Here is a 13,511-nt window from a genome sequence, read left to right as displayed (position 1 = left end):
TCAGACAGGCGTTTTCACGCGGCTGACGGGTTCGGCACCGGCGCGCAGGAAGCGGCCCGCCCGCACCGTGGTGCCGTAGCCGTCGCAGAACTCACCGTCGCGGAACACGACCACGCCGTTGACGCCGGTGGCGGCCACCGCGGCGTCGTTGCGGTTGACCATGCGGCTCAGCCCGCCGTAGAAGTCGACCTCGGCCTCGTGGTAGCCGTCGACGGAGTCGTCGAGTCCGGCCGGGTCGATCACCACGAAGTCGGCCCGGTCGCCGTCGCGCAGGGTGCCCGCCGGAACGCCGAACCAGTCGGCGACCTCGGCGGTGAGCCGGTACACCGCCCGCTGCACCGACAGGAACGGCCTGCCTGCCCGGTCGGCCTCGAGGGTGCGGTTGAGCAGCCGCAGCGCGTAGTTGTAGAACGCCATGTTGCGCAGGTGCGCTCCGGCGTCGGAGAAGCCCATGTGCACAGAGGGTTCGGCGGCGAGGCGGTCGAGCTCGCGCGGCCGGTGGTTGGCGACGGTGGTCGTCCACCGCACGTTGCGCTCACCGTTCTCCACGAGCACGTCGAGGAACGCGTCGAGCGGATGGCAGTCGCGCTCGTCGGCGATGTCGCCGAAGCTCTTGCCGACGAGCGAGGCGTCGGGGCAGGCAACGATCTTGGCGTCGTGGAAGTCGCGGTGCCACAGCGTCGGTCCGAGGATGCGGCGGTCGAACTCGGTGCGGAACCGGCGCCGGTAGTCCGGGTCGGCGAGCAACTCGTTGCGCTCCAGCTGTTCCCGCAGGTGCAGCGCGGCGGTGCCTGCGCCGAACTCCTCGAAGACCGGCAGATCGATGCCGTCGGAGTACAACTCGAACGGCACCGGCAGGTGCTGGAAGCGAACGCTGGCGCCGAGGACGGCGTTGAGCAGCCGGGTGCCGGGCCCGAACACGCGGGCGGCTCCCGGGGCGGACTTCGCGTCGGCCGAGACCAGCAGGCTCATCCGCACCCCGGCGCGGCGGCCGAACATGCGGCTGCTGGCCAGGAAGAACAGCAGCGCGGTCAGCGGGTTCTTGACGTCGGGGGCGCTCTGCAGGATCCGGCGGCGGCGGCGCAGCGCCCCGATCAGCTTGCGACGCTCCTTCCACGTGGCGAAGGTCGAGGGCAGCGCCCGGGAGCGGAAGCGCTCGCCGTCGAGTTTGTCGATGGCCGCGTCCATCCCGGACATGCCGAGCAGGCCGGCGTCGAGGGCGTCGTCGAGCATCTCGACCATCGTGCGCATCTCGGCCCGGGTGGGCCGGGTCCGCTCGTCGGTGGCCCGGTCGAGTCCGAGCACCGCGGTGCGCAGGTCCGAGTGCCCGAGCATCGAGGCGATGTTGGGCCCCAGCGGCAGGTCGTCGATGGCGGCGACGTACTCGGCAGGCGTCGACCAGGTCTTGTGGGCCTGCAGGGCGCCGAGCACGTACTTGCGCGGCACCGCCTCGACCCGGCTGAACAGGTCGGCGGCGTCTTCGGAGTCGGCGTACACCGTCGACAGCGAGCAGTTGCCGAGCAGTACCGTCGTCACGCCGTGGCGCACCGACTCGCGCAGGCCGGGGTCGAGCAGCACCTCGGCGTCGTAGTGGGTGTGCACGTCGATGAAGCCGGGGACGACCCATTTGCCCCTGGCGTCGATCACGTCGGTGCAGCCGGTCTCGTCGAGCTGCCCGACGGACACCGCGGCCACCACGCCGTCGCGGATGCCCAGGGTGCGCACCCGGGGGGCGGCGCCCGTCCCGTCGAACCACAGTCCGTCGCGGATGATCACGTCGTAGGGCATGGCGCCTCCCGGGGTTGGTTCCGCTCACCCTAGATCAGTTAGTGAGCACTTGCAATCTTTTCTGCCGGATATCCTGGCGCCCGACCGATCGACGGAAGAAGGAGGGCCGATGACCTGGCTGGTGACGGGTGGGGCCGGATACATCGGCTCGCACGTCGTGCACGCGCTGCTGGACGCCGACATGCCGGTGGTGGTCATCGACGATCTCTCCTCCGGTATCGAGCACTTCGTGCCCGACGCGGTGCCGTTCGTGCGCGGCAATCTCCTCGACGAGGACCTGGTGTTCGACACGCTGAGCCGCCACGAGGTCAGCGGGGTGATCCACATCGCGGGCTACAAGTACGCCGGGGTGTCGGTGACGCGTCCGCTGCACACCTACGAGCAGAACGTGTCGGCGATGGTGACGCTGCTCAAGGCCGCCGACGGTGCGGGCGTCGACAAGGTGGTGTTCTCGTCGAGCGCGGCGACCATCGGCACGCCGGACACCGACGTCGTCGACGAGCAGACGCCGACCAGCCCGGAGTCGCCCTACGGCGAGACGAAGCTGATCGGCGAGTGGATCCTGCGCGACCTGGGCCGGGCCAGCGGCCTGCGGCACACCAGCCTGAGGTACTTCAACGTGGTGGGGTCGGGGTCCGACGCGCTCTACGACGCCAGCCCGCACAACCTGTTCCCCGTCGTGTTCGAGATGCTGCACCAGGGCCGGATCCCGCGGATCAACGGCGACGACTACCCGACGCCCGACGGCACCTGCATCCGCGACTACATCCACGTCACCGATCTGGCGCTGGCGCACGTCGCGGCGGCGCGGCGACTGGCCGACGGCCTGCCGGTCGAACCGGTGTACAACCTCGGCAGCGGGGCGGGCACCTCGGTGCGCGAGATCATGACCGCGATCCGCGAGGTGACCGGCATCGAGTTCGAACCGGACATCATGCCGCGGCGACCCGGCGACCCGGCCCGCATCGTCGCGACCGGCGACCTCGCCCGCCGCGACCTGGACTGGCAGATGCGGCACTCCCTGCAGGACATGGTGTCGTCAGCGTGGCGGGCGAGCCTTGCGGCGCGGGCGGCCGCGCCGGGTGCGGAGTGGGCCGGCTGAACCGGGTCGCGCGTCTCGCCGCCGCGCTGATCGCGGTGCACCTGGTGCTGCGCGGAGTGCTGGCGTTCGGCGGCTACTTCTACTGGGACGACCTGATCCTGATCGGGCGGGCCGGGACGTCGGGGCTGCTGTCGCCGTCGTTCCTGTTCGACGATCACGACGGGCACGTGATGCCCGCGGCGTTCCTGCTGTCCGGCGCGATCACGCGGGTGGCCCCGTGGAGCTGGGTGCTACCCGCACTGAGCCTGGTGGTGTTGCAGGCGCTGGCGTCGCTGGCGCTGCTGCGGGTGCTGCACGTGATCCTGGGCTGGCGACCGGTGTTGTTGCTGCCGTTGACGTTCGCCTTGTTCACACCGTTGGCGGTGCCCGGCTTCGCATGGTGGGCGGCGGCGCTGAACTCGCTGCCGATGCTGGCGGCGCTGGCCTGGGTGAGCGCCGACGCCGTGCTGCTGGTGCGCACCGGGCGTGCGCGGTACGCGGTGTCGGGTGTGCTGGTGCTCTTCGGTGGGCTGCTGTTCTTCGAGAAGGCGGCGGTGATCCCGTTCGTCGCGTTCGCGGTGACGGCACTGCTGGCGCATGTGCGTGGCGAGCCGGTGGCCGCGGTGTGGCGGCGGGGACAGCGATTGTGGATCGCGTCGCTGGCGCTGGTGGCGGCGTGGATCGCGCTTTACGTGCTGGTGGTCGACCAGCAGCGGTGGAGTACCGACCTGGCGATGACATGGGACCTGTTGGCGCGCTCGATCACCCACGGCATCGTGCCGGGCCTGGTGGGCGGGCCGTGGGAGTGGCAGCGCTGGGCGCCCGCGTCACCGTGGGGGACGCCGCCGGTGGCATCGATGGTGCTGGGCTGGGTGGCGCTGGCCGCGGTGGTGGCGGTGTCATTGGCGCGCAAGCAGCGGATCGGACCGGTCTGGTTGGTGGCGGTGGGTTACGCCGTCGCGTGCCAGGTGCCGATCTACCTGATGCGCTCGTCGCAGTTCACGGCGCTCGAACTGGCGCAGACGCTGCGGTACTTCCCGGACCTGGTGGTGGTGCTGGCGATGCTGATGGCGGTGGGGCTGTGTGCACCGAATCGGGTGTCGGCGTGGCTGGACGCGTCGCGGATGCGGTCGGTGGTGGTGGTCGCCGCGGTGGCGGCTTTCGTTGGCAGCAGCCTGTATTCGACGGCGACGTTCCTCACGGTGTGGCGTGACAGCCCGGTGCCGGCGTATGTGGCGAACGCCAGATCGGGCCTGGCCGCGGTCGGTCCGGGCGAGACGATGCTGGACCAGGAGGTCGATCCGCTGATCCTGCAGCGGGTGGCGTGGCCGGAGAATCTGGCCAGCCACATGTTCGCGCTGGTTCGCGACCGTCCCGAGTTCGCCGATGCCGCAACGGACTTGCGGATGCTGGACCGGACGGGACGGGTGGTCGACGCGCTGGTGACGTGGGTGCGGGCGATCCGGCCCGGGCCGGAACCGCAGTGCGGATACCTGGTGCAGCCCGACGCCCCGGTGCGCATCCCGCTGGACGGGCCGCTGCTGCCGGCGGACTGGACGGCGGAGATCAACTACCTCGCCAACAGTGACGGGTCGTTGACGATGTCGCTGCCGGAGGGACGCGAAGCCAGGGTGCCGGTGCGGCCCGGATTGAACCGGGTGTTCGTGCGGCTGCCCGGTGCCGGTGATGCGATCGAGGTGCGGGCGAACACCGCAGCGCTGTCTGTGTGCATCTCCCCCGGGCCCGTCGGATTCGTGGCACCGAGGTAGTCGGGGGTACGGGATACTGAGCACATGGAATTGCGAGGTTGCGGGCTGGTGCGCCCGTGAGTGCACTCGACGGCTTCTACGCGACGTGGAACGACGCCAGGAACACCTTCGGTGAGGGCACGCCGCAGGGCGGATCGCAGATCGACGCCAGCCCGACGTTCTCCAAACTCGGCGAAGACGTTCAGGCCGCGGCACCGGGTGACACGTGGACCGGAGCCGGCTCCGAGGCCTACGGCGGAGCCAACAAGAAGCACGGCGAAAACTTGACCAAGCTCGCCGACCTCGACCAACGCCTGGCCGCCCAACTCGACCAGGCCGCCGACGTGGTGACCACCGGCCGCGGCAATCTCGACGCCGTCCGCCAATGGGTGACCGACGCGGCCAACAGCGTCCCGCCCGGCAAGCAGCGCGACGAACTACTGATGAAGATCGCCAACAGCGGCCTCGGCCAGGTCAGCGAAATCGTGCAGACCTCCAACGACGCCAACAACACCATCCGCGACAACATGAACAGGCTCAAGCCGGAGTTCGACGCCGTCAACTTCAGTAGTGAGGGCAGCCCGTCCGGCGACCCGGGCGACGACAAAGAGACCGAGGAGCGCGACAGGCTGCCGCGTGGAACCCCGACCGGTGAAGGGCAGAGCGAGGGCGAGCAGGACGGCGAGGCGGTGGCCGAGCAGGCCGACCTCCCGCCCGATCAGCGCGACCCGGCGGTACTGGACGAGGTGGCGTCCAACCTCCCGCAGAATCCGCTCACCCAGGCCCAAATCGATGCGCTCGCGCGCGGCGAAGAGATCGACAACGTGCCGAAGGAGACGCAGGAGTACTACCGCGACTTCTACCAAGCTGCCGGCAAGGACGGCCTGCTGGCGCTGGACCGTCACCTGGAGGCACAGGAGGCTGCCGGCGACACCGAGGCGGGCGCTCAGCGTGACAGCCTCGCCAACGGGTTGATGGTCACCAGCAACGAGAACATCGTCGAGCGAAATCCCGACGGCAGCATCGCCTCTCGCGGCGGGTACGACCAGCTTCCATCCGAACTGCGCGACCTGATCGAGTGGCGCAACGGCGACGCGATCCCCAACGAACTCGAACTAGGTACGGTCGCCGCGCAGGAACAGAACATCGCCGACATGACCCAGCTCGGCGAACTGATGGGCGAGGCGAACCCCGGCTATCAGCCCGGCACCCAGCTGGGCACCGAGATGTATCAGAAGGCGGCCGACATGGTCGAACCGAACCGCGATGGGTGGGCGTTCCGCGATACGTCGGTGGAGACCTACGAACGTGCTGCGAACAATTTCGCAGACGTCGCCGGACGCAACAACGAAGCGTCCTACCGGATCTGGTCGGGTGACGGCATGGAACCGGGATACAACCCGGAGCACACCGTACGTACGTTGATGGGGCAGGACTGGTCAAACGCCGGTGGCGGCACGGGTGCGGCGACGCTGCTCGACTGGATGAACGAAGACATGGACCGCCCGGTCGGTGACCCCATCGGCGACCGGGCCAGGCAGGCTTTCACCGAGGTGCCCGCCATGCTGGCGCCGGGTGACAACGATCCGGTGTTCAACACGATGCGGGATGCGTTCGCGCACAACGATGCGGTGTCGACGGAGATGGCTCAACTCCTGGCGGAGAACACGGGCTCACTTGCGGGACCCGGGACCTACGCGAACGGGTATCCGGAGACGACGTTCGACTCGGCGGGCAATCCCGTTCTCGCGGCGTCGGAAGCCAACCGGTTGCTCGAACTGGGTAGCTATTCAGAGGAGGGCCGGGTCACCCTCGCGCACGCGGCAGAGACGGGTCGCATCGACGAACTCGAAGCCGCTATGCGCGCCAACCCGGGCAACATCGAGCAAGACGTGAACAACAGTCCGGCGGGAAGCTTGTCCGGGCGCATCGACAACGCGATGCTCGATGCCATCGGTCACCACAACGAAGTGTTCCAGAACGAGATGACCGAGGAACAGCAGAGGGACGCGGTGTACCGGGCGAAGATCCTCGGTGCCGAACTGGCCGGCGTGGCCACCGACGAACTGGCGGGCAAGATCCCCGGCTCGGGCACGATCACGGACGTCACAGGGCTCGCACCGGGCGACCTCGTCGAGAATCAGATCAAAGAGGCTATCGGCACGGCCCAATACGAGGGGATCTCTGCGCCTCATCAGGACGACCTGGGCGCGGGAGCGAATCGCCAAGCGCAGCAAGCTATTCTGCAGGCCGCCTACGACGCAGGTCAGCTCCCTCCGGAATTGGCGCCGAACGGGCAACCGATCAACCTCTCCGGGCAGCCATTGGCTCCCGGCAGTCCGGAAGCCATCGCGCTGGACAACTTCCTGGACAGCCGCGGGCTCAACCCGTACGTCGAGAATTACGGCCAGAGCTACAAGATCGATGTCGGCGGATAGCGCGGGCGACGGTAGGCGTCGCATGGTCGTAGCCCTCAGCGTGTTCGCGCTGTGCTCGGCTGCTCTTGTCGGCGGATGCCGCGCGCAGGACAGCGCGCCGTCGGAGCCATCGACCTCCGCGCTGCCGCCGTTTCCGTACCCGCCGTTGGAGATTCGGACCAGCGTGGCGGTGCCGTTGGAACAGCCACTGTTGGGTGCAGCGGAATTCGCGCTCGACATGTCCGTCGATGCGCGGTTGAGTGATGATCCCGACGAGGAGCGGCTCTACCGGGAGTACCGCAGCAAAATTGCGCCCGAGGCGGACAGCGACGCGCCCCGCACCTCGGACCCGTATGTGGGTCAAACGGGCGGGGCACTGCACGGTGCCGTCGCCGCTCAGCAGTTGCCCGACGGAGCGGCCGAGGTGACCATTTGCTTGTTCGACACCCCGGGCCTATATGTCATGAAGGAGGACGGCGAGCTGATTGCGGCACCGTCGACGGGCCCGATCGGCTTGTGGCGACCGCGCGTGCAGTGGACGAATCGCCCGGCAGCCGATGGTTCGACGTCTCGAGAACCCCGCTGGCTGCTGTTGGACATCGGCGCGATCCAGAACATGACCAAAGAGCAGATCGCCGGGGTGTGCGATCCCTTCAAACCGCAACCGTTCGTTCAGAAGGCGCCCGACCCGACCTCCGCGCCGCCGGGGTAGATGCCCGACCGCGGCACCGGTCGGATTCGTGACACCGAGGTCGTCGGGGGTGCGGGATACTGAGCACGTGAGTTTGCGACGTGGCGAGTGGGGGCGCTCGTGAGTGCACTCGACGGCTTCTATGCGACATGGGAGAAGGCCAGGGACAACTTCGGGAAGGACACACCGAAGGGCGGTGTGGAATTCGACGCAAGTGCGAACCTGCAGAATCTCGGAGCTTACGTCAGAGCGGCCGCGCCAGGAGCGGCGTGGACGGGTGACGCGTCCCAGACCTACGACGCTGCGAACACAAAGCATGGAGAAACACTTGAAGAGCTTGCTTCACTAGACAAACGCATGGGGTACTACCTCGACCAGTCGGCGCAGGTCGTCGTCCAAGGACGTCGTGACCTGGAAGATGTGCGGGATTGGGTCACCAGCATGGCCTCTCAGATTCCGCTGGGCCAGGACGGCGACCTGATGCGGATGGCGCTTGCGAGCGAGGGACTCCAGAAGATCACCGACATCGTCGAGCGCTCGAACGGCGACCTGCAACAAATTGCGAACAACATGCGCGAGGACATCAGTAAGTACAACAACATCGGAGCCGGCAAGGGCGCAGTGAATGAGCCCTTGCCCGAGTACGTCGCCGATCTCCTCCCGGATGACGTTGACGGAACTCCGAACGAGCTGACTTCCGAGGAGGGTCGTACCGACGGCGAAAGTCTCGAAGATGCAATGCTGTCACCGACACAGCGGGAGCGCCTACTCGAGGCAGGCAATCTCGACCGCGCACAACTGGACGCCTTGGCCAGAGGCGAAAAGGTCAACGTTGGGCCGGAGCGAATGGCCTATCTCTATCAACTGTCTCAGTCGATGAACGGTATGCCACCCGAGAAAATCAGAGCCATATCGGACAAGCTGCCGATGGACGAGCGGATGGCACTCGCACAGGGCCTAGCCCTGATATCGAACCCGAACGCACAGTCCGGGGTGCCGAACACCGGCGGACCCACCGACAAGACGCGCGACAACTTCGTTCCCGCTGCCGGTAGCTTGAGCAATCTGCCCGACAGTCTGCAACAGGAGCTGACCCGGACCGATCGTGTCGAGGTGGTAGCCGCATCTTCGGCACAGGACGGTAGCCAGGACCCCGGTTACACCCGGCTTCATGGTGTCGGGGCACTCGAGGACATCACTGCAGTCTTTGAGAATGCCGGCGAATACGCGAGCGGCAGCGAAGCGACGAAGGCCGCGTTAGATGCGGCAGCGCAGTACACGAACGCATCCATCGATCACCGCGAGACGTCAGCTAGATTCGGCTTTGACGTGGATCCCGCCCTCCTCTCGGACGCGCATGGTGATGACCCGAGAAGTGCATTAGCGGACATTTTCCAGAGTTCTAGTAGCGATCACCTGGGGATACACGACTTAGCAACTGGCGAGAAGAGCGAGACGTTTCTGCGCGCACTCACTCAGGAACATTGGGGTGAACAGTACGGTAGGGCCAGTGATGTCCTGTCATGGGTTGACGATGATCCTGCGAGCCGAATACATGGCGAAACCGCCAGTGGTCTGGCGCACTATCTGGCCGAGAAAGCGCCAGTCCTGGGCAACCTGCCCGGAGGCGGAACATTCGGTGAGAACAATGGTGAAATGGCACAAGTGGCGGCTCAAGCCATATCGCCGTATCTTGACGACCTAGCTGGCATCGCGGGTGGCCCGGACAACGGTGTGGAGAACTTCAAGAACTCCGGCAAAGGCGACATAGTAGGCATGTCGGACATGTTTGCATCTCTCAATCAAAACCATGAAGCAGCTACGCTTATCAACGCGGCAGGCGCTGCCGCGTACGAAAGCATTTTGACGGAAAACGCTGCGAACGGGATGAAACCGCACGATTTGCTGACCGCAGGCAGAATATCCGAGGCGATGAATCTGGGCGCCGAGCAAGCGAACCTTTTCGAGCGCGAGACTGCCCGGTGGGAGCAAGCTGTTCGCGAAGGCAAGACCGAAGACTTCATAAACAATTTTCTGAAGACCACGGGCACCATACCAGGACTGTCTGAGGTGAGCGCTTTCGGTGAAGTCGCAGTGAACGTGACGGGGAACGACCCGACGAATCCCGCAACAATAAACGGTGGCGAGATGATGCAGACGCTCGTGGAGACCGGCGGGGCGAATACAAATCCATACAAATTCGATGCAGCCGTGATGAATGGAGTGATTCAGGCACATCCACACCTCGCAGACGATCCGCGGTTGCAGCCGTTGATCACCGATGGTCTTATCGATATGAGTAAGGTCGGCGATTCCCGAAATAATGCGTCTTCGATCATCAATGACTGGATCGCGGAGGTCGGGCCGCAGTATGGTTTCAGCCGGGAGGTTCTTAACGATTGGGGAGATGCAACTGAGAATGGCGCGCAACCTGATTGGACACCGTGACTTCATGCTTCGACGACGCAAGTTTACTACGGTTCTGACACTCACGATCGCCAGCATGTCGCTGTGTGCCGTCGGTTGCGACAACTCAGATCCAGCGCCTTCCATACCCCCGCCAGCAACTGGGGAAGGCATGTCCACTAGGTGGATACCGAATCCGGCAGTCGACCTCATGAGCCCCGAGGGCACATTTATCCGGGCGTTCGTAGAGTCGCGCGAGGCCGCCCTCACGAGCTTCGATCGCACTGGCTTAGAAGCTATCGAATCTGACGGGTATCCCGGCTTCGCTCGCGCCTTCAATCGGCTGGAACCGCCAGAACAGATCGGTGGTTTATACCCAGACCTAGGCCGTTGGGGCGCGGGAACCTGGTACTACGAGGTCGTTGAGATGCTCCCTCAAGGAAACGGCTTCGCTGCAGTGGTTTGCGCATTCAACTCGCTGGTGGCTGAGCGTCCAAATGGTGGCGACGTTTACAGAAGCGGAGGCGGCGACGACTTGGGTCAGGCCTCGCGTCTTACGTTCGCGCCCGATCCGCAACTTCCTCCAGAAGAGCAGAAATCTCCCGCCGCTCATCAACAAGGCCCCGCCCGCAGACCTGTCGAGAACGTCTTCGGCACCTGGGTCGCTACCGACTACGACTACTTGGGAGCTGAACCCGCCGAATGCAATCGGCTCGCCCCGGGAACCCCATCAGACTGGCCAAGTCCCTACTACCGAAAAGACCCGCCTCCGACACTCTCACCGGAACCGGGTTGGCCGACAGGGTCCCCCGCTTAGGAGAACCCCATGCCCCAGAATGCGCACGCGGAAGGCAAATGACCACACCACGGCAACTGATCTGCTCACTGCTAGCGTGCATTCTCGTTGCCGCTTGCGGTCGTGGCGGCGGGCTTCCCACAGACGTATGGGCTGAGAGACTCGGTCAAATAACTCCAAGGTGGTCAGCAGCACCGAGTCTCGATCTTTCGCAAGGCGTGGCAGTACCAGTGAGAGGTTACTTGGAGTCACGCTTCCTTGCTGAGAGCACTGGGGACATCAACGATGTCTATGCCGGCTTTTCAGAGGCGGTTCCCCCGAATTATCCGCGTGACAGCACTGACGTCGGTGCCCGAAATAGACAGCCCAACATGGCTATCCATTGACGTATCCGCTCGTGGGTAACCTCGAGTACAAGTTGATGTCGGTCAACCGAACAGGCGAAAACGTTGTCACTCAAGTTTGCGGATTCCTTTACCGAGTAGCCGAGAGAGGCTCTGGCGACAGTTTCAAGCCTTTGATCGAAGGCGGGTCGAGTCCGACGAACGGCATCATCGCGATGAGGTTGACGCTGACGGCTCCTGAGGGCACTCCGGAAGAAGCGCTACCTCCCCAGGAGGGACCTGCGTCGAGTCCATCTGACAATGTCTTCGGGGGTTGGAAGGTTGTCGGATTTCCTCGCCGCGACATCTCCGTCGAGTGCTTCACAGTGGCCGACAATGGAGTCCGACAAAGCCGCATGTGTCGCAGCAGCTCCCGAGCCAGTCGAACGCCGCAAGTTCCTTTCGAATGGTGAACACCCAAGAAGTGATTTTCCGACGCTTCCGGCTTCACCCGGTTGGCCTGAGCCCGCCAGCTGATGGACACCTCGTGCCATCGTTTGCTGCACGGCGCTATGGCGTGCTGCTCCATCACCTCCCCAACCCGACGACAGATGGCTGGACGTCTACTGCGTCCACCCCGGCACCGTTTCACAACTTGCGCAATAACACCCACTCCCGACGTGTTGCAGAAAAAGTGACCTCACCAATCACCCACCACCGCACGGTCGTCGACGGCATCGACACCTTCTACCGGCAGGCCGGCCCCGCCGACGCGCCCGTCGTACTGCTCCCCCACGGCTATCCGGCATCGTCGTACGTCTACCGCCATCTGCTGGCCGCCCTCGGCGACACCTACCGCCTCATCGCGCCCGACCTTCCCGGATTCGGCTACAGCGCAACACCTTCGGCCGACGACTTCGGCTACACCTTCGCCGCCTACGCGCAGTTCCTGCAGCGCTTCGTCGAGACACTCGAACTCGACCGCTACGTCATCTGGCTGCACGACTACGGCTCGCAGTTCGGCTTCCAACTCGCGCTCGCCAAACCCGACAACGTCGCCGGCCTGATCATCCAGAACGGCGACATCTACGAGGATGCCTTCGGCCCGAAGTACGACTTCCTCAAGGAGTCCTGGAACAACCCCGGCCCGCAGTCCCGCCGCAAGATCGCCGACCACGTCACCCTCAGAGGATTCGAGTCGGAGTTCCGCGGCGAGCTGCCCGACGACGTCGCCGGCCGCATCAGCCCCGACCTGTGGACCTTGCACTGGTCGCTGATGAACACCCCCGAGCGCATCGCCAACCTCATCCGCCTGCTCGAGGACCAGCCCAACACCCTGCAGTGGTTCCCCGACGAGCAGGCCTACCTGCGCGAGCACCAGCCCCCGACACTCATCGTCTGGGGACCGCACGACGGCTACATGCCCGAGAAGTCCGCCCGCGCGTACCACCGCGACCTGCCCGACGCCCCGCTGCACCTGCTCGGTGGCGGTCACTGGCTACTCGAGACCCACCTCGACGAGGTCGTACCTCTGGTTCGCGAATTCCTGTCGCGAACGTACGGAAGTTGAACGCAAACGCCGAGAGCACCTGCAAACAAGCGTGCACTCGGCGCGAAGAAAAGAGAGAGCCGCCTAGGAGAATCGAACTCCTGACCTATTCATTACGAGTGAATCGCTCTACCGACTGAGCTAAGGCGGCGTGCCCGGCGAACCAAGCGGGACGAGTCTAGCGGCAGCCACCACCGGCCGCCAAAAGCGCCCGGGTCAGCCGCGCAGCGCCTGGCCGACGGTGGCCACCATCGCGTCGACGGCGAATTTCGGCTTCACGTTGATCGCCAGTGCTTCGCGGCACTCGAGCACCGACTCGATGCACCGCAGCAGCCGGTCGGGCGGCACGTGCTCGGCCATCGACGCCACCTTGTCGGCCATGTCCGGGTGGTTCGGCGCGACGCCGCTGACGCCCGAGGACACCAGCAGCGCGTCCCGGAAGTAGGTCGCCAGGTCGATCAGCGCCCGATCCAACGCATCCCGCGACGCCCGCGTCTGCCGCGACTTCTGCCGTTTCTCCAGGTCGCGGATCGCCCCCGTGGCGCCCCTCAAAGCGCCCGCGGTGCCCTTGCCGGTTCCGCCCGCGCCCAGCGCCGTCCGCAGCTCCTCGGTCTCGGCCTCGTTGCGGCCCTCGGTCATGGCCCGCGCCTCGGCCTCGGCCGTCGCCACCAGCTCCTCGGCCGCCGCGTACGCCCGCGACGGCGTCGCCGCG

8 protein-coding genes and 1 tRNA gene are annotated in these 13,511 nt (G+C 65.6%); 6 read left to right on the top strand and 3 right to left on the bottom strand.

All coding sequences use genetic code 11. The annotated features are described in order from the left end of the window. A complete protein-coding gene (locus H7I41_RS29260; RefSeq protein WP_264016158.1) occupies positions 1-1,788 on the bottom strand; it encodes an N-acyl-D-amino-acid deacylase family protein in 1,788 nt (595 codons plus the stop codon). Positions 1,789-1,897: 109 nt separating this feature from the next. On the opposite strand from H7I41_RS29260, the gene galE reads away from it, so the two are divergent. The 6 genes from galE to H7I41_RS29230 all read left to right on the top strand — a co-directional run bounded on the left by galE (position 1,898) and on the right by H7I41_RS29230 (position 12,820). Then, on the top strand, positions 1,898-2,890 hold the full coding sequence (gene galE / locus H7I41_RS29255; RefSeq protein ID WP_264016157.1) for a UDP-glucose 4-epimerase GalE: 993 nt from the start codon (positions 1,898-1,900) through the stop codon (positions 2,888-2,890). Next, a complete protein-coding gene (locus tag H7I41_RS29250; RefSeq protein WP_264016196.1) occupies positions 2,887-4,638 on the top strand; it encodes a hypothetical protein in 1,752 nt (583 codons plus the stop codon). The genes galE and H7I41_RS29250 overlap by 4 nt, the downstream gene beginning before the upstream one ends. A 56-nt stretch (positions 4,639-4,694) precedes the next feature. Next, entirely contained in the window at positions 4,695-7,055 is a 2,361-nt protein-coding gene (locus tag H7I41_RS29245; protein ID WP_264016156.1) for a TPR repeat domain-containing protein, read from the top strand. Positions 7,056-7,077: 22 nt separating this feature from the next. Further along, positions 7,078-7,746: a hypothetical protein gene (locus tag H7I41_RS29240; protein WP_264016155.1), complete on the top strand. Its 669-nt coding sequence runs from the start codon at positions 7,078-7,080 to the stop codon at positions 7,744-7,746. Positions 7,747-7,845: 99 nt separating this feature from the next. Continuing rightward, positions 7,846-10,173, top strand: coding sequence for a TPR repeat domain-containing protein (locus tag H7I41_RS29235; protein ID WP_264016154.1), 2,328 nt, complete (start codon positions 7,846-7,848; stop codon positions 10,171-10,173). 1,771 nt (positions 10,174-11,944) lie between these two features. After that, positions 11,945-12,820 (top strand): alpha/beta fold hydrolase, encoded by an 876-nt coding sequence (locus H7I41_RS29230; RefSeq protein ID WP_264016153.1) that lies wholly within the window; start codon positions 11,945-11,947, stop codon positions 12,818-12,820. Between the two features lie 57 nt (positions 12,821-12,877). On the opposite strand, the gene H7I41_RS29225 is transcribed toward H7I41_RS29230, so the two are convergent. Then, positions 12,878-12,950: transfer RNA gene (locus tag H7I41_RS29225), tRNA-Thr, on the bottom strand. Positions 12,951-13,015: 65 nt separating this feature from the next. Then, positions 13,016-13,511, bottom strand: a 496-nt coding sequence (locus tag H7I41_RS29220) for a DNA polymerase III subunit delta' C-terminal domain-containing protein (protein WP_276009964.1), incomplete at its 5' end; no start/stop codon positions are given.

Origin of the sequence: [Mycobacterium] manitobense (genome assembly GCF_025821665.1) — a bacterium.
Lineage (GTDB): Bacteria > Actinomycetota > Actinomycetes > Mycobacteriales > Mycobacteriaceae > Mycobacterium > Mycobacterium arseniciresistens.
This window is presented reverse-complemented; position numbering and strand designations above follow the sequence as displayed.

What these genes read in the sequence shown, in the direction of transcription:
- galE (WP_264016157.1), top strand. Translation starts at nt 1,898, where the DNA reads ATGACCTGGCTGGTGACGGGTGGGGCCGGATACATCGGCTCGCACGTC.
- H7I41_RS29260 (WP_264016158.1), bottom strand. Translation starts at nt 1,788, where the DNA reads ATGCCCTACGACGTGATCATCCGCGACGGACTGTGGTTCGACGGGACG.
- H7I41_RS29240 (WP_264016155.1), top strand. Translation starts at nt 7,078, where the DNA reads ATGGTCGTAGCCCTCAGCGTGTTCGCGCTGTGCTCGGCTGCTCTTGTC.